The sequence below is a fragment of the Lysobacter sp. DMC104 genome (genome assembly GCF_056313665.1).
On record NZ_JBQUZW010000025.1, the window covers coordinates 1 to 16,128 of the forward strand.

General features: G+C 63.1%; 18 protein-coding genes and 1 pseudogene. 10 read left to right on the plus strand and 9 right to left on the minus strand.

All coding sequences use genetic code 11. From position 1 onward, the window contains the following. The coding region (locus ACT53R_RS19410; protein ID WP_476173564.1) for an IS30 family transposase at positions 1 to 279 on the plus strand (279 nt) is incomplete at its 5' end. 152 nt (positions 280 to 431) lie between these two features. Here ACT53R_RS19410 and ACT53R_RS19415 read toward each other — a convergent pair. Further along, complete coding sequence (locus ACT53R_RS19415) at positions 432 to 1,919, minus strand: hemerythrin domain-containing protein (RefSeq protein ID WP_476173565.1); 1,488 nt, start codon at positions 1,917 to 1,919, stop codon at positions 432 to 434. A gap of 412 nt (positions 1,920 to 2,331) precedes the next feature. Between ACT53R_RS19415 and ACT53R_RS19420 the strand changes: the two genes are divergently transcribed. Further along, positions 2,332 to 3,195 (plus strand): magnesium transporter CorA family protein, encoded by an 864-nt coding sequence (locus tag ACT53R_RS19420; RefSeq protein ID WP_476173566.1) that lies wholly within the window; start codon positions 2,332 to 2,334, stop codon positions 3,193 to 3,195. 110 nt (positions 3,196 to 3,305) lie between these two features. Here ACT53R_RS19420 and ACT53R_RS19425 read toward each other — a convergent pair whose 3' ends face one another. Beyond that, a complete protein-coding gene (locus tag ACT53R_RS19425) occupies positions 3,306 to 3,494 on the minus strand; it encodes a hypothetical protein (RefSeq protein WP_476173581.1) in 189 nt (62 codons plus the stop codon). A 120-nt stretch (positions 3,495 to 3,614) separates the two neighbouring features. Between ACT53R_RS19425 and ACT53R_RS19430 the strand changes: the two genes are divergently transcribed. Continuing rightward, positions 3,615 to 4,136, plus strand: coding sequence for a hemerythrin domain-containing protein (locus ACT53R_RS19430; protein WP_476173567.1), 522 nt, complete (start codon positions 3,615 to 3,617; stop codon positions 4,134 to 4,136). 486 nt (positions 4,137 to 4,622) lie between these two features. On the opposite strand, the gene ACT53R_RS19435 is transcribed toward ACT53R_RS19430, so the two are convergent. From ACT53R_RS19435 to ACT53R_RS19450, 4 genes and pseudogenes are all read right to left on the minus strand, one after another. Continuing rightward, positions 4,623 to 4,772, minus strand: coding sequence for a hypothetical protein (locus ACT53R_RS19435; protein ID WP_476173568.1), 150 nt, complete (start codon positions 4,770 to 4,772; stop codon positions 4,623 to 4,625). A 308-nt stretch (positions 4,773 to 5,080) separates the two neighbouring features. Continuing rightward, positions 5,081 to 6,352: a BON domain-containing protein gene (locus ACT53R_RS19440; RefSeq protein WP_476173569.1), complete on the minus strand. Its 1,272-nt coding sequence runs from the start codon at positions 6,350 to 6,352 to the stop codon at positions 5,081 to 5,083. A 360-nt stretch (positions 6,353 to 6,712) separates the two neighbouring features. Continuing rightward, positions 6,713 to 8,574, minus strand: a pseudogene (locus ACT53R_RS19445) (catalase). A 402-nt stretch (positions 8,575 to 8,976) separates the two neighbouring features. Next, positions 8,977 to 9,603 carry a DUF4142 domain-containing protein gene (locus ACT53R_RS19450; protein ID WP_476173570.1) on the minus strand — a complete coding sequence of 209 codons (627 nt, stop codon included), beginning with the start codon at positions 9,601 to 9,603 and terminating at the stop codon, positions 8,977 to 8,979. Between the two features lie 374 nt (positions 9,604 to 9,977). Here ACT53R_RS19450 and ACT53R_RS19455 point away from each other — a divergent pair, with 374 nt between their 5' ends. Together ACT53R_RS19455 and ACT53R_RS19460 are read left to right on the plus strand one after the other, a co-directional pair. Further along, positions 9,978 to 10,406 (plus strand): hypothetical protein, encoded by a 429-nt coding sequence (locus tag ACT53R_RS19455; RefSeq protein WP_476173571.1) that lies wholly within the window; start codon positions 9,978 to 9,980, stop codon positions 10,404 to 10,406. 63 nt (positions 10,407 to 10,469) lie between these two features. Next, the gene (locus tag ACT53R_RS19460; protein WP_476173572.1) at positions 10,470 to 10,736 is read left to right on the plus strand and encodes a GlsB/YeaQ/YmgE family stress response membrane protein; all 267 of its coding nucleotides are present in this window, start codon (positions 10,470 to 10,472) and stop codon (positions 10,734 to 10,736) included. A gap of 88 nt (positions 10,737 to 10,824) precedes the next feature. Here ACT53R_RS19460 and ACT53R_RS19465 read toward each other — a convergent pair whose 3' ends face one another. Continuing rightward, a complete protein-coding gene (locus ACT53R_RS19465) occupies positions 10,825 to 11,319 on the minus strand; it encodes an RES family NAD+ phosphorylase (protein WP_476173573.1) in 495 nt (164 codons plus the stop codon). Positions 11,320 to 11,647: 328 nt separating this feature from the next. Here ACT53R_RS19465 and ACT53R_RS19470 point away from each other — a divergent pair, with 328 nt between their 5' ends. Further along, on the plus strand, positions 11,648 to 12,988 hold the full coding sequence (locus ACT53R_RS19470; protein ID WP_476173574.1) for a sigma-54-dependent transcriptional regulator: 1,341 nt from the start codon (positions 11,648 to 11,650) through the stop codon (positions 12,986 to 12,988). After that, positions 12,981 to 13,184, plus strand: coding sequence for a hypothetical protein (locus tag ACT53R_RS19475; RefSeq protein ID WP_476173575.1), 204 nt, complete (start codon positions 12,981 to 12,983; stop codon positions 13,182 to 13,184). The genes ACT53R_RS19470 and ACT53R_RS19475 overlap by 8 nt, the downstream gene beginning before the upstream one ends. Before the next feature lie 134 nt (positions 13,185 to 13,318). Here the strand turns inward: ACT53R_RS19475 and ACT53R_RS19480 are convergent, their stop codons facing one another. Then, on the minus strand, positions 13,319 to 14,206 hold the full coding sequence (locus ACT53R_RS19480) for an SDR family oxidoreductase (RefSeq protein WP_476173576.1): 888 nt from the start codon (positions 14,204 to 14,206) through the stop codon (positions 13,319 to 13,321). A 328-nt stretch (positions 14,207 to 14,534) separates the two neighbouring features. Between ACT53R_RS19480 and ACT53R_RS19485 the strand changes: the two genes are divergently transcribed. From ACT53R_RS19485 to ACT53R_RS19495, 3 genes are all read left to right on the plus strand, one after another. Beyond that, positions 14,535 to 15,107: an RES family NAD+ phosphorylase gene (locus ACT53R_RS19485; RefSeq protein ID WP_476173577.1), complete on the plus strand. Its 573-nt coding sequence runs from the start codon at positions 14,535 to 14,537 to the stop codon at positions 15,105 to 15,107. A 23-nt stretch (positions 15,108 to 15,130) separates the two neighbouring features. Next, positions 15,131 to 15,340 (plus strand): hypothetical protein, encoded by a 210-nt coding sequence (locus ACT53R_RS19490; protein WP_476173578.1) that lies wholly within the window; start codon positions 15,131 to 15,133, stop codon positions 15,338 to 15,340. Between the two features lie 93 nt (positions 15,341 to 15,433). Beyond that, positions 15,434 to 15,868 (plus strand): PA2169 family four-helix-bundle protein, encoded by a 435-nt coding sequence (locus tag ACT53R_RS19495; RefSeq protein ID WP_476173579.1) that lies wholly within the window; start codon positions 15,434 to 15,436, stop codon positions 15,866 to 15,868. 44 nt (positions 15,869 to 15,912) lie between these two features. Here ACT53R_RS19495 and ACT53R_RS19500 read toward each other — a convergent pair. Then, positions 15,913 to 16,128, minus strand: a 216-nt coding sequence (locus tag ACT53R_RS19500) for an integrase core domain-containing protein (RefSeq protein ID WP_476173580.1), incomplete at its 5' end; no start/stop codon positions are given.

The following is a 16,128-nucleotide window of genomic DNA, read 5'->3' on the forward strand; positions in this document are numbered from 1 at the left end:
TGGGACCGGGGCAAGGAGATGGCGGGACACCGCCGCTTCACCCTGGCCACGGACATCCAGGTCTACTTCTGCGATCCACATCATCCGTGGCAGCGGGGCACGAACGAGAACACCAACGGCCTGCTGCGCCAATACTTCCCCAAGGGCATGAGCCTGGCGGATGTCTCGCAAGCCGAACTGGATGCCGTCGCGCGCCGGTTGAACGAAAGGCCACGCAAGACGTTAGGCTATCAAACGCCGGCAGAACGATACCGACAAACCGTTGCGTTGACCGGTTGAATCCGCGGTCGAAAGCGGACATCTCCCCTACCCTCGATAAACATCCCTAACCAGCTCCCCTCTTTACCGACGATAGAGGGAGTAAGTGAAATCTCCCCGGCTTGGTAGGCAACAAAAGGGCCTCCCAGTTGGGAGGCCCTTTTGCAATCGCATCAGCGCCCGCGACCGGAGCGCGAGCCACCGCGGTCATCGTCGCGACGATTGTCCCAGCCGCGCTCGGCGGCACGAGCATGACCTTCCGGGTCGCCGAACCAGCCGCCATGGCCCCGATCGTCGTCGCGGCCGCTGCGACTGCTCGAACCGCCACGATCGTCGTCGTAGCGCGAACGACTCGAACCCGAACTCGAGGAGCGGCCACGGCCGTCGCGATCGTCATCGTCTTCGCGCCGAGTGTCCCAGCCGCGCTGCGCAGCGCGGGAGTGGCCTTCCGAGTCGCCGAACCAGCCGCCGTGGCCACGGTCGTCGTCGCGGCCGCGGCTGCTGGAACGACCGCGATCGTCGTACGAACTGCTGCGGCTGCGGTCGTCGTCGGACCGATAGCGGCTCGAGTTGGAGCGGTCGCGATCGTCGTCGTCGTCGCGGCGGGTATCCCAGCCGCGCTGCGCAGCGCGGGAGTGGCCTTCCGAGTCACCGAACCAGCCGCCGTGACCACGGTCGTCGTCACGACCGCGACTGCTTGAGCGGCTGCGATCGTCGTCGCGATCGTCGCGGCGGCCGTAGTTGCCGCCGCCGCGGTCATCGTCGCGACCGCTGCGGGTGAAGCGACCTTCGTCGTCGCGGCTCCGGCCACTGCGGTCGTCGTCGTTGCGGCTACGTGAATAGCGACCGCGATCGTCGTCGTCGCGATCACCGCGCATCGAGGAGCGCCCACGGTCGTCGTCGGAGTGGCCGTAGCGGCGGTCGTCGTCGCGGTCGCGGCCCGAGGATCGGCGATCGTCGTCGCTCACGAACCGGCCCTGTTCGTCGCGTTCCTGGTTGAATCGTGCCATGTTGCGTTCTCCGTTGTCTTCTTGCATTTCGAGCGTGCGGGCTGTGGGGGGGTGGAGGCCGCGCGTCTGCGCCTCGGTCTCGAGTTCCTGTTTCCGAGACTTGATGCGCTGCCCCAACTCGGACATGTCCAGGCCGACTGACTTGGCCTTCGCGAAGATCCCGCTGCTCGGCTTCTCCTCTTCGCGGACATGCATCTGGATGTATTCACTGAGAACCTTGACCTTGGCGTCGTGGAAGCGCGCTTCGGGACCGTCGTCGCACATCAGTTCTTCGATCAGTATCGCGGCACCGTCATGCTCGACTTGCGCCTCGTCCATCAGATCGGTGTCAACGCCGTGTTCGCGGCAGGCCGGATAGAACACCTCATCTTCAAGGTGTGCATGGATCGACAGCGCCCGGCAGATCTTCTCCGTGAGGGATCGCTTGTCTTCGCCAGACTCCGCGGCTTGGTACTGCGCGAACAGCGCCTCCACCTCGCGATGGTCTGCTTTCAGCAGACTGATGGCATCACCCTCCGCCTTCACTCCAGGCGACGCCCGCGCGATCGCTCCACGTGTCGCGGTCATCGCCTTCGATGTACGTGTCGCTGCCTTCTTTGTCGCCTTTCCGTTCTGCACCGAAATCGTCTTGCGCCCTTTGGTTCGAGGCATGGTCTCTACTCCTGGCTGTGGGACAACCACACAAGAACGAATGCAACCTTCGTGCCAGTGCAATCCATCCTCGCGACAAGGCGCATCCGTCGCGAATGATTCCTGCATCAACGCATTCGCAGTGGAAAGAAGTGCCTGCCGCACGCAAGAATTTCGGCGGCACGCCCTGCGCTGCGACCACATCGATCCGCATCGCACACAAAACGACATCGTCGACAGGCGGATTCAGTTGCGATGCTGCCGCGCAACCGCATGTTGACGCGGCCACCAGACGCGCCATCCATGCAGAGAACGGGAGATCAGCACGATGTCCGCCCCAACGTATCGCGCCACGCTGTTCGACGCCGAACGCTCCGACAGCTGTCAAGTCGACCTCGACAGGGTCGAAGTCACCACACTCGCCGACACGCAGTTGCTGTGGATCGACGCGACGGACGTCGTCGCCCTCGCGCCGGTGATCCGGCAACTCTCGATGCCTTCATCGATTGCAGAAAGCCTGTACCGCAACGGCACATCGCCCGACCTGCTCCACACCGGCGATGGCTTCTGGCTGAGGGCTCACGCACTGCGTGAAGGACACGACGCCGACTTCGACCCAGTCCCCATCGACATCGTCGCCGGCCGCAACGTCGTGATCACATTGCGAAAAGCGGACGCGAACGTCGCATACGAGCTCGATCTGCTTTCTTCACATGGCGACCTTGGCCGTCTCGATGCCGAACGCTTCGTCGCCGCGCTGCTCCACGGCGTGCTCGCCAGCTATTTCGACGCCGTGAACATCATCGAGGCTCGAGTCGAGCGTGTCGACGACACCATCCTCTCATCGGAATACGTCGACTGCATCGAGGCGTTGCGCCAACTGATCCGGTCTACATCGCGCATGCGTCGCTCGCTCGCCGGGCACAGGAAAGTGTTCACCGGCCTCGCGCGGCCGGATTTCAGCCCCTGCGGCGACGAGGCGCCACGACGGCATTTCGCCGCGCTGGACCAGAAGTACGAACGGGCGATGGACGTCGTGGAGAAGAGTCGCGACCTGGTGATCGACTGCTTCGAATTGTTCAGCAGCCGCACGGCGCTGTCGACCAACGAGACCATGCGGACACTGACGTTCCTGACCGTCCTCATCGGCGGGCTGGCGGTCGCGGCAGGCGTCCTCGGCATGAATTTCAAGGTCGGATTCTTCGCGTCGGAGAACGGCTTCTGGATCGCTCTCGGCGCGATGGGCGGGCTGGCGGCCCTTGCCATGGCCCTCGGGAAGCACCGACGCTGGTTCTGAAGCGGTTGCCGCGTGCGGAGATGCGCCATCTTCTTCGCGTGATCTCCGCGTCGGCTGACACGTGAAAATCAAGTGGCAGCGGGCAATTTTTTCAGGACTGAGGCGACAAGCTAACTGCCCTTCTCACCAGATGCCCCGCCCGTGCGACGCTTGCCACCGCCGTCCTGCTTGTTCACGGTGGCCCAGGCGATGCGTTCTGCGTCCCGATCGCTGCGGCCCGCCTGCTTTTCGCTTTCTTCGATGTGTTTGGCTTTTCGCTTTTGCTTCGGCGTGTATCGCGCCTTGCTTCCCGTCGGCATGTCGATGCTCCGGCTTGAGAATCGTATGCACGGAATGATGCAAGCGCCGTGCCATGCGCGCGGACGGCATGCCTCTTGCGTCCGATGCGACGCGGCATCCCGCCGCCGAGGAGATTGCACATGCACCGAAACATCCTGAAGACCCTGCAGGGCGAACACGACGCCCTCCGCGCGCTGTTCGCCGAGATCAACGCCACCACCGACCGCGCCAGGAAAGGGCGTGCGCAATTGCTCGAGTCGATCGAGAACAGCCTGATTCCTCATGCAAAGTGGGAAGAAACCGTCTTCTATCCCGCATTCGCCGATCGCGCGGACCGCGACGGGCTCAAGATCCATGCCGAAGCGCTGCTCGAGCACCACGCCGTGGAGCAGGTGGCGATTCCCGAGATCCACGCCGCCAATACCGGCACGCCACAATTCGCGGGCCGCGTGAAGGTGCTCGGTGAAATGATCGATCATCACGCGCGCGAAGAAGAAACGAGGATGTTCAAGCTCGCTCGCAAGCTGTTCAGTGCAGAGGAGCTCGCGGATCTGGACGAACAGTACGAGACATGGAAGGCCTCGAACGCAGCGGCCCTCGTCGTCGCCGGGGAAAAGGGCAAGGCCGGTCTGAAGGGAGCCGTCAAATCGATGGTCGAATGACCCAGCCCGATCAAGCACGATGATGCCGACGCCACGAAGCAACATGTCGATGCAGAAACGACAATAGCCCTCGTGGCGCCGGCGTGCCTGCGGCATGGCAAGCGTGCAATTCTTTCGCGATCTTCCGATTCTTGCACACCCTGCACATGGATAGCGGCATGCAGCCAGCCTGAAAGCGCTGCGCCTGCATTGGCACGAGCCATGCTTGAAAGGAGAGGCACGATGCCTGCCGGCGGATGTCCCGCCCTCGTGGTTCCTCCCCTCCCGTCGGCAGGCATCGTCTCCGCGTGCGTGATCCGAGGACCGAATGTCGATGTTGCAGGCACGACTTCGATGCGTGTGTGCGCCTAACAGCTTGGCGCCTTGCCGTTTCCCTGCTTCCTGCCCTTCCCCCGATCGATCGTCCCGAGCGTGCGCAGCGAGCTCGCGAGGCGCTCGCCTGCAGGCGAGCCGTGCGGCCACGCGAGTGGCCGCACGTCGGATGCGTCAGCGCTTGTCGCTGCCGCCGGTCTTGCCCTGATCGGAACCGCCGCCGGTGCCCTGCTGCGGCCCGCCGCTCGAGCCAGCGCCACCCGGCTTCTTGTCGTCGTTGCGCTGGTTGCCCTGGTTCTCGTTCTTCTGGTTGTGGTCGGTCATGATCGTATTCCTGATGTTCGCCTCGGAGGGAGGCTCCTGTATCCACGCACCGATCATGCCAATCCCGATTTTTTCATGGTGCGCGATTCATGCAACCAGAAGTCGACGCGATGGCGGCCATGCGTCCCCGATCAGCCTGCTTTCCCGCGCGGCGAGGAAGGACATCGACCTGTCGTAACGCTGTCGATCGTACCGCACGCATGCTGCATCGGTTGCGCATGCACGAAAAAAAATCGGGCCTCCGAAGAGGCCCGATCTCGATGCACCACATGCGCGGATGGAGGAGGAAGACGTCCGCGCATCGCGCATCAAGCCGTGCCGCGCCCGGAGGCGCTCTTGTTCGCCGTCGAAGCGGCCGGGCCCGTCTGCCTAGCGGTGGTTTCCGCCTGCGCACCGGAAGCCGTAGCGGTCCTGGTACGCTTGCCGGGAGTGTCGCCATCACCGCCATCCTCGTCTCCACGCTTCACGCGGATGCGGTTCTCGACGTCCTTCACACCCGGAAAGTCGTCGACCAGGTCCTCGATGCGATGCTTCATGGCGGGTTGGGCCACGCTTCCTTCGAGGGTCACCTCACCATTGGACACGCGAATATCGATGTCGCTGGCATCGATCTCGTCGTCCTGCATGAGCTTCTCGTTGAGATCTTCGGTAATGCGTTCGTCCGAACCGGAATAGTTGCGCGGACCCTTGCCGCGATGGCCGCCTGACCACATGGCACCCTGCTGCTGCCAACGCCCCTCCCCCTGCTGACCGTAGACGCTGCGAAGCCCGTCGCCCTGCCGATCGTGAAAACGATCATCACGTCCAGATGCACCCTGCCCGTAACGGCCATTGTCGTCGTGACCCGGAAGCGCATTCCGACCATCACTGCGTCGGCCTTCGCTGCCCTGACCATAACGGCCCTGACCGAAACCACTTCGGCCGGCATCGTCGTAGCCATCGTCGCCATGGCCACGGTGACGCTGGCCGTAGCCACCCTGGCTGTGGTGGCTCCGATCGTATCCCGGGCCGGAATCGGATTGTTCAAAGCTGCGCTGCCGGCCTCGCTCGCCCTCGACGAAGTAACCACCCTGCTGGCCGTAGACGTTTTGAAGACTGTCTTCCTGTGAATCGAATGGCTGGCCACGCCCGTACTGCTCCTCCGCGAATGCACGTCCCGCGGACCGCTCCCAGCGGCCTTGCCGATCATCGATCGCGTAGCCGCCGTAACGGCCGGCCGACGGTTCCTCGGCGTGGTGACGGCCGCGCGATGCGGCATCGCCGAAGCGGTCGCTCATGGCGCCGCGCGAACCACGGCTTTCGGCATAATCCCGGCCATAGCGCTGCTCGGAGAAAACGTCGCCCTGGCGCTCGGCGTCATAGGCACGCGGATCATCGTAATCGGTTCTCCGGTAGCGGCCTCCCTGCGAAAGATCGCGCTCGTTCCGGCGACGCGCGCCTTGGTCGTATCTCATCTCGCTTCTCCTGTCGTTGAACCACTCGCGGCCTGCGTCGAAGCAGCGGGCACCCAGATCGAGTGCTTCGCGCCCCAGCGCCTTCAATCCGGACATCGACATGCCGGCATTGTTGTCGTCTTGCATGGATGCAACCTCCTGCATGAGTGAAGCATGCGCGGATGCGCATGCCCGACGTTCCAGTGCGCCGAAATATGCAAATCGACCCATGATCGATCGCGGCTTCCGTCACGCAGGAGGAAGAGTGCAAGAGGCGTGCCATCGAATTGCGTCCCGAAACCTGCAGCATGATCCGCATGATCGCATCTGGACAGGACGACACTCTTGCCAGCACGCGCACTTTTTTCGCATTCCTTTGTATCGCGCCGCCGTGAACGCATCAGACGGCGTAGCCGCGATGTCTTGAGCACAGTGAAGACTTTCGAGTCTGATTCAGACGCACGCCGCGCACGGCAAGGGCGTCCGGCCGCATCGCCAGCACGATCACTAGACGATGGGAGGATCGGCATCCCGACCATAGTGCCGGTGGGCTTCGAGTGCACCGATGAACAGGAATGGCGTGGTCTCGTGGATATGCGCCGCGCGTAGCAGGCCGCCATCCTCGTAGTTCTCCGGTAGGTCCGGCAGCGATAGCAGGCGCGCGGATTCGACGATCGCCAAGATGGTCTTGCAATGCCGCAACTGGTCGCGTACGAATTCGACCGCGCGGCAATCATCGGACAACGCCGCGACACAGCGTTCGCCATCGGGCAGGATCAGCCCATCGAACAGCACCGAAGGCTCGGCTTCGAACGAAGTCTCTGCCTCGACGGGCATGCCCGCGGCATCGCGGAAAGTGCCGATGCGGGGACCAACCAGTCGAACGACCGCACCCGCGGAGCACAAGGCATCCCGCAGCCCTGCGATCGCCTCCAAGTCAGCGCCATCCTCGATGATCAGGGCCACACGGCGGGTGCGCACGCCGCCATCGCCCGGAAGCGAGAACAGCGACAGCGAAGGTGAGGTCACCGGACCTTCCGCTTGCATCGGCGCCATCGCACAGGGCATGGGCGGCGGCAGGTCGGTCATGCCCAACCCCTCGGCGACCGCGCGCGCGAGTTCTTCGGATGCGTTGCGCAGCATGGACACCGTGCGTTCGCGGATCGCAGGCACCGTCACCTTGCTCAGTTCGAAGCGGAACGCCGCCGCGATGTGCGCCTGCTCGATCTGCGACTGGCTTTCGTAGAAGAGCGTGGCCTGCCGGTAATGCTCGGCGAACCGCTCCGGCTTGACGCGCACCTCATGACCTCCGACCGGCTCGGGGAAGGAATCGACGTAGGAATGGATGCGCCCCGCCAGCAGCGGGTCGTTGCTGAAGTCGATGCCGGGCACCACGTGTGCCACGCAGAAAGCGACCTGCTCGGTCTCGGCGAAGAAATTGTCGGGATTGCGGTCGAGCACCAGCCGCCGATCGGCAGCAGCGGCACCAACTCCAGCGGCACCAGCTTGGTCGCATCCAGCGCGTCGAAGTCGAAGGACGCCGCTGTCTCGTCGTCAAAGAGCTGGATGGCCAGTTCCCATTCGGGGTATTCCCCGCATTCGATGGCTTCCCACAGGTCGCGACGATGGTAGTCGGGGTCTGCGCCACCGATCTTCACCGCCTCGTCCCAGAGCAGCAAATGGGTGCCAAGCCGCGGCGTCCAGTGGAACTTCACGAAGCGGGCGCAACCATCGGCGGCGACGAAGCGATAGGTGTGCACGCCGAATCCCTGCATCATGCGGTAGCTGCGCGGGATCGCGCAGTCCGACATGAGCCACATCAGCATGTGGGTCGACTCGGGCATCAGCGACACGAAGTCCCAGAAGGTGTCGTGCGCGGACGCGGCCTGCGGCATCGCATGGTGCGGCTCGGGTTTCAGCGCGTGCACGAGATCCGGGAACTTCATCGCATCCTGGATGAAGAAGACCGGCATGTTGTTGCCGACGAGGTCCCAGTTGCCTTCCTCGGTGAAGAACTTCACCGCGAAACCGCGGACATCGCGCGCAGTGTCCTTGGAACCTCGCTCGCCGGCCACGGTGGAAAACCTGACGAACACCGGGGTCGTCTTCGACGCCTCGGAAAACAGGGCGGCCGCGGTGATCTGCGACAGCGAGTCATAGCACTCGAAGAACCCATGCGCGCCGGAACCCCGCGCGTGCACGATGCGTTCGGGAATGCGCTCGTGGTCGAAGTGCGTGATCTTCTCGCGGAGGATGAAATCCTTCAGCAACGCCGGCCCTGCGATGCCGGCCTTCAACGAGGACTGGTTGTCGGCGATCGGCACACCCTGGTTGGTGGTCAGGAGGCGATCGGTGCCGTCGGCGCGCATCGTGGCTAGCGTGCCGGACAGCGGATACTGCCCGACCAGCGCCACATGCCCAGTCTTGGCATTGGAACGCGTTTCCGACAACGTGCTGGCGGTCGCGGTTCGGGACACGTGATGGCTCGTGCCGCGCGGCGGATCGAGGTGAGCGGCACCATATTCCAGCGACTTTTCACGATTGTGCCCGAACGCCCGCGCGATGCGGTCCGCCTCCTGCGGCTGATGCCGCAATCCTTCACCATTGCTGTGGTCGCCGTCATGCTCGCCGTTCTGCGATGCAGGATCGGACCCGAGGTCGTTTTCGGTCGGTGGGACGTGCTCTGCGCTCATCGAATGCTCCTTCGGATGCCCGTCATGGGGGTGATGCCGGTCCTGGTCGGCCGCGGCGCGGGACGCGTGCTCAATGCGTCATCGGCGCGACGCCCGCATTTCGTCGATGGCCTGCGCATGCTCGCGCAACTTGGGCAGCGCTTCGGCCGCGAGCGCGCGCACGGCGACACTGGAAGCACCGGACGTCGCGGCTTCGTAGCGCGCGATGGATTGGCGGTGGCCGTCGGCCATGTGCATGAGGTAGGCCTCGTCCAGTTGCGCGCCCTGCTTCGAGGCCACCATTGCTTCCATCGACGTACGCTCGGGGCCGGGCTCGATGGACTCGCCCAGCAGCGCGCTCAGGCGTTCGTCGAGTGCCTCATGGTCATCGGCGATGCGCTTGGCGAGTGCGCGGATGTCGGCAGTCGGCGAATGTGATTCGACGTGGCGCGAGATCGACACTTCCGACTTCCCGCTGGAAAGCGCTTCGCGCAGAAAATTCCGGTCGGATGGTGCGAGATCCGACGTGTTCGCAAGCATCGCCTGCGCATCTTCATGGGACATTGCACCCGCCCCAGGTACGGCGGTTGATGTCATCGCGGACGTGTCGTCCGTTTCGGCGGCAGGCATGTCGTCGCGTTGCATGCGGTCTTGGCAACCGATCGTCGACGCGGCGAGACACGCCAAAATGAAGAAGGAACTTATGATTCGATGCAAGTCGTGCATGGATATCTCCTTGAAAATTGGCTGTCGCGGTCTTCGCGAAAGAATCGCTCGACCTGCCGTAGGCAGCAAGGAACATGCCACTGCAGAAGTCACATCGCCTGCCGCCGTGCGAAAAGCACGCGCGATCTTGCGTCTCAGGACCGGACGCACATTAGCGAACAGGAATCTGCATGCGCTCGGCAATGCACAAGTGTCCGCCGGCAGGAACAAATTGCGCACATCGTCGTATCGGGTTCTGACCGAGCATGCGCATCGAGGCTTGTGCCAATGTCGATATCTATATCGCGGCGCGTCTGATGCCACGCGGTGGATGGCATGGTTCTTGATGGAGAAGTCTTCGAGCGATTCCGCTCGTAATGACACGTGGAGAAGGCATGAACACGATGCACGCGAAGCACAGGCTGCTCGTCGGCCCGGCCGTCGTCCTCGCCCTATGGCTCTCGGCCTGCGACCGGCCGGCACCGAGCAGCAGTGCGCCGGAGACGGGCGCGAACGAATCCAATGCCGCACGGCAGGTGGACCCGCCCCCGGCAACCAGCCCCCAGGATCCACTGAGGACCGACACTGCGACGGACACGACGACGGATGCCGGCAGCACGGCCCCTGTGGACGACACCTCGGTGGAAGCGCGGATGCGGAAGGCGAAGTCCGATCGCGACCTCGAAAAGCAGCGGTGTCTCAGTCTTGTCGCGGACAAGCGTGAAGCATGCGACATCGCGGCCGACGCTGCCTACGAGACCGCACGGAATGATGCACAGCAGAAGATGGATGCGGCCGACACCACACCAACCAGGACACCGTAACGCCGGCATCTCACGCATCTAACACCAACGGGAACGACCTTCCCGCAACAAGGAGCATGCATCATGGGCATCATTCTTTGGCTTGTCGTGGGTGGCATCGTCGGCTGGCTGGCGAGCATCATCATGAAACGCGATGCGCAGCAAGGCATCTTCCTCAACGTCGTCGTCGGCATCGTGGGTGCCATGCTGGCTGGGTGGCTGATCTCGCCGATCATCCATGCGGGCACCATCAATCAAGACATCAGTGTGGCCAGCTTCTTCGTCTCTCTTCTGGGCGCTATTTTCCTGCTGGCCATTGTCAATCTCTTCACGCGTGGACGCGCGAAGTGAGACAGAGCGGGACGCGCCTCGCACACGGCGTGGCGCGCCCCGCGCCGCGTGCGCAGGAAGGCATCATCCGGAAAAAGTGCCCGGGAACTCAGCCGCGACGTTCCGGCTTCGGTTGCCGAAGTCGCATGCAGAACCGGAACACACCATGATCCGTCGCCTTGAAATCTCGCCCGCGCGCCGGATTGAGCAGGATGTTGCCCGCCATTAGGGCATGCACGGATGGCCCCCACAGCAAGTCACTGTTTCCCGACCGCAACCAGGTGTTTCCGATTGCGCGCGTGACTGACTTGCGCTGTCTCCAGTCCTTGGGCAGCGTCGCAGGATCCAGACACAGCAGTGTCGCGTCTCGTAGAATCTCGATCGATGACAGCCGATGGGCACCTTGCGTCTCGTGCAGATGCGACAGCGCTTCGAGTGCTGCAAAAGCCTCGCATGTCGACGTGTAGAGCACGTCTGGTCCATGTGTATGCCAGCGTGCGGATGGTGGTGATTTTGCCGCCTGCTTCCAGTCGACCTGGGGCGAAACGCGCCACAGCCTGTCCGGCATCTTGTCCAGACAGGCCGTTACATGAAATGCGGACATGTCCAGTTGCGTTCTCCTGCAGAAGGCCTCGCACGTTCGAGAGCATGGATTCCTGCTCGTGAACGCACTATTCGTGCCAGCATCGTCATTGCCGCATCGTGAATTTTTTTCATTGCTTCGGAAATGCATCAATGAATGCCGCATGAGTATCGCCAGACTACATCATGCGATTCACCATTTCCAGCACAGTGATAACGGAATCCTAATGGGATGGATGAGAGTCTTTTTCAATTCTCACTGACCGCGGCGCGGAAAGGGGGCCGGCGCACTTACCCCCGCCGCCCCCGTCGGTCGTCAGATGCCATGCACACAAGAAGGAGATGACTGCATGTCGAGTTCACAGGTGTCCGAGCCTTTCGTGCTGATCCTCGACGACGACCGCGACTTCGCCCAGTCCGTTGCGGACCTGGTGACATTCAGAGGCATGCGTCCGCTGCTGGCGCATTCGATCGCCGAGTCCAGAAACATCGCCGGAGAGGAAGACATCGACCTGATGCTGGTCGACCTGTCGCTGCCCGACGGCACTGCGTTCGACTTCATCAATGACATCGACGTGACCCGGCACGGGGAAGTCGCGCTCGTCACTGGCACACCAAGCATCGAATCCGCCGCGCGCGCCGTAGCGCGCCCCTTCATCGACTATCTCATCAAGCCACTGCTGCCGCAGCGCCTGGAGGCTCTGTTCGAACGCGCACTGCAGCGCGCCGCACTGCGCGGCTCACAGGGCACACTGGATGACGGCATCGTCGGTGCCTCTGGCGTCATGCGGACGCTGATTCGCGCCATCGCCGGCGTCGCGGAGACGGATGCATCCGTCCTGGTGTCCGGCGAAAGCGGCACTGGCAAGGAAGTGGTGGCCAACGCCATCCACGAGCGCAGCGGCCGGCCCGGCAAGTTCGTTGCCGTGAATTGCGGTGCAATCGCACCGGAACTGCTCGCCAGTCAGCTGTTCGGCCACGAACGCGGCAGTTTCACCGGCGCCCATACGCGGCACGTGGGGTTCGTGGAACAGGCGGACCGGGGGACATTGTTCCTTGACGAGATCACGGAAATGCCGATCCAATTGCAGGTCTATCTGCTGCGCGTGCTGGAAACGGGCCGTTTCGCGCGGGTCGGCGGTCTCAGCGAGGTCGAAGCCGACGTGCGCATCATCGCCGCGACCAATCGCAATCCCTTCACCGCGGTGCAGAGCGGGCACCTGCGGGAGGACCTCTACTATCGTCTCGCCGATGTCCTCATCGAGATTCCGCCGCTGCGTGCCAGGGGATCCGATGTCCTCCTGCTGGCCCAGCACTTCCTCGACAAGCTCAACGCCCGCTACGGTCAGCGCAAGCGCCTCGCCCCCGGCATGCACGGCCTGCTCCGCAAGCATTCATGGCCCGGCAACGTGCGTGAATTGCGCAGCGCGGTACAGCGTGCATACCTGCTGACACCTGGCGACTGGATCGAAGTCCGGCCGACGGTCGCACCACCGGCATCGATCGAGGAATCCGATCTGTCCGTGCTGTTCTCCATCGGCATGTCCTATGCCGAGATCGAAACGAAGGTCCTCATGAAGACACTGGCCTATCACAACAACGACAAGTCGGCGACTGCGCGCACGCTCGGCGTCAGCGTGCGCACGATCCACAACCAACTGGCGAGACTGCGCCAAGGCCCGCATGTCTGATCCCGAGCGGCCAGATGCGGAAAATGGTGCCCGCCTGCACGATCTGCGCAATGCGGTGAATGCGGCGGGTTTTTCCGTGCATGCGGCGGATCAGTTTCTGCGCGAAGGGCATGTGGAGAAGGCACTGGAGAATCTGATGCGGGCCGCACGATCCCTCGATCGCGCCCGCATTCTGCTCACAGGCGCATTCCCTTAGCGCTTGCACCGATGACGATCCGGCGCCGCCCCCGACGGGCGCGAAAAACGCGGGGCCGCTTTCACGGCCCAAACCAGGATGCGAGCCACGCTTTCAAGGCCGCACGTGCCTCCGCGAGGCCAACGCCTTCGCGCTCATCCACCGACATGCGAACCGCCATTGACGTGCAGCGTCTGGCCGGTGATGTACGACGCATCGTTCGAGGCGAGGAAGACATAGGCCGGTGCGACTTCCGATGGCTGGCCTGCGCGCCTGAGCAGCGTATCGGAACCGAAGCGCGCGACTTTCTCAGCGTCGAAACTGGCTGGGATCAGCGGCGTCCAGATCGGCCCCGGCGCGATTGCGTTCACGCGGATGCCGCGTTCGGCCAGTCTCTTCGCCAGCGACAATGTCAGGGTCTGGATCGCGCCCTTGGTGGACGCGTAATCCAGCAGGGTCTCGTGCCCTTTCACCGCCGTCACCGAACTTGTGTTGAGGATCACGGCGCCGTCCGGCATTGCAGGCAGCGCATGCATCGTCACATAGAAGAAGGAGAATACGTTCGTACGGAATGTGCGATCGATCGTCTCCGGATCGAGATCTTCCGGTTTGGCGACTTCGTGCTGCTCGCCGGCGTTGTTGACGAGGATGTCGATCCTGCCGAAGCGGGAGACCGTTTCCTCCACGAGCGCCTTCGCGATCTCCGGATCACCGAGATCGCCCGCGAACAGCGCACATTCGCTGCCCTCCTTCTCGACCATGCGGCGCGTGATCTCGGCATCGCGCGCTTCCTCTAGGTAACCAACCATCACGTTCGCGCCTTCCCGCGCGAAGTGCACGGCGACCGCACGACCGATGCCGCTGTCTCCACCGGTCACCAGCGCGACACGCCCCTTCAGCCTTTCCGCACCACGATAGTCCTCCCGGATCGTGTCCGGCTGCGGATACATGCGTGCCTGGTCGCCGGGTTGGTGTGCCTGGGTTTGCGGCGGAAGCCCCTGTCCGTGTCCCTGTCCATGCTTCTTTCCGGGATTCTGGTTCATCTTCGCTTTCCTCTGTGGATGCTGTGGAGGCCCGTTCGATCTTTCGATGGATACGGGTGCACAGCGAAGTCGCAAGGCGCATGCCAGCGCGAAACGAAGCACGACGCATACGGCACCCCGGTGCCCGTGACCGACTTTCCATCTGCGTGAAGATTTTTCAGGGTGCATCGTCTGTGCCGCACCTGCGGTGCTCCGCACCGTTGCCTCGTTCGCTGGCATGGCACTTGCAACAGCCTCGCGTGGCATGGCGTCAACGGCGCAATCAGCGCCCGTCGCGACGGCCTTGTGGAATTTCTCCAACCCCATCCGCTTCATCGAGACGAGGGACATGAGTATCAGCGAGCGAACCATCGACACGACATTGGCCGATTCCTTCCCGGCGAGCGATCCGCCATCGCATTCCTCCCCCGTCGTCTCGCCCGCAATGGCCGAAGCGCAATATTCCGTCTCAGACCTCACGCTCTACCGGATCACCGAAAGACGACGCTGCCGCGCCGGATTGAAAGGCGCCATCGGGAATGTCGAGCGACACTGGGCGACGCCCAACACCAGTCTCGTCCGGATGGCGACGTCTGTGCCGCTCGCGATCCTCGAATACCTGCTGGAACTCGAAGGTCCCGTGCCCGCCGGCCTGACGCTGCTCACGCTTCGCATCCCGAGCGCGGAAGTCGCGCTGCTTGATCACTATCCGGACGGCTGGGATCGACATCCCTGCCCGCCGACCGTGCGCATGCAGGCCGACGCATGGGCGCGGCAGGCACGCTGTCTCGCGCTGCGCGTGCCAAGTACAGTCTGGGGAGCGGAAAGCAACATCCTGCTCAACCCTGCCCACGTCGATGCACGCTGCATCGATGAATATGCCATGAGCGCATTCCGGCTCGCCCCCGGGCTTCGCGGATGATGCAGAGTCGCACGATGCCTGAAATGGCTGATTTCTGCACGATGCAGGAAACATGTTCCGCGTGCATCTCGCGCCGCGATGGCATGACGGGCTGCGGCAAGCACGGACAGGACCGTGGCATGGATCTTGCATATTCCTTCAGCAGCTTCGATGACGATGACGCGGCTTCCGATCTTGTCTCGCATACGCAGATCGGCATGGATGGCAACGATAGAAGCCACGAGGGCATTTGATCGACGCTCATCAATCGCAGGTCATCGTTCGAGCTGAAGTTTCAGGTCACGGGCAACAATCGCAGATGCCAACACCCTTCCACGGAGGCCACCATGCACAACGAGAAGAAAGTCAGGGAACTGATCCAGATCGCGACCAACGGCGCGACGTTCTATGCCCATGCGCTCGATCGCATCAGTGATCCGCAACTGCGTCGGGTATTCACCGAGATGGGGCAGCACAAACGCGATTTTGCGGCTTCGCTGCGACAGCTTCTCCAGATCGACGACGCCGCGCCCGATGCCGACGGCACGGTCTCCGGCGCGTTCCGTCGCGCCTATGCGGATCTGCTGGCGATGGTCGGCGACGAGAACCAAGCCTATGTGGGGCAACTTGAGGAAACCGAGGACAAGCTGCTGGAAAGCCTGCACGAAGCGATCGCGGAAGTCGATGATCCCCGCATCGTCTCCGTGCTGCAGTCGTTCCTCCCTCGGATCACCGCTTGCCATGACGAGATGCGGGCGATCAAGGAAAGCCTTGCCCAATAGCTGGATTCCCAAGATGGTGACCTGCGTACGGATTTTGTAGCCACTCAAGCGGTGAGTCCTATGGGGATGGTATCGGGTTCGGACCAGTTCCGGCGCACGCTTGCCGGAGGCTTGTAGCCATGGGCCCTATGCGGTCTGCGCTCGCTGTAGAACTGCCGCCAGCGCTCGATCAGCACCTTGGCTTCGGCCCGGCTGCGGAACCACTCGCGGTTGAGCAACTCGTCGCGCAGTTTGCCGTTGAAGCTCTCCACGAAGCCGTT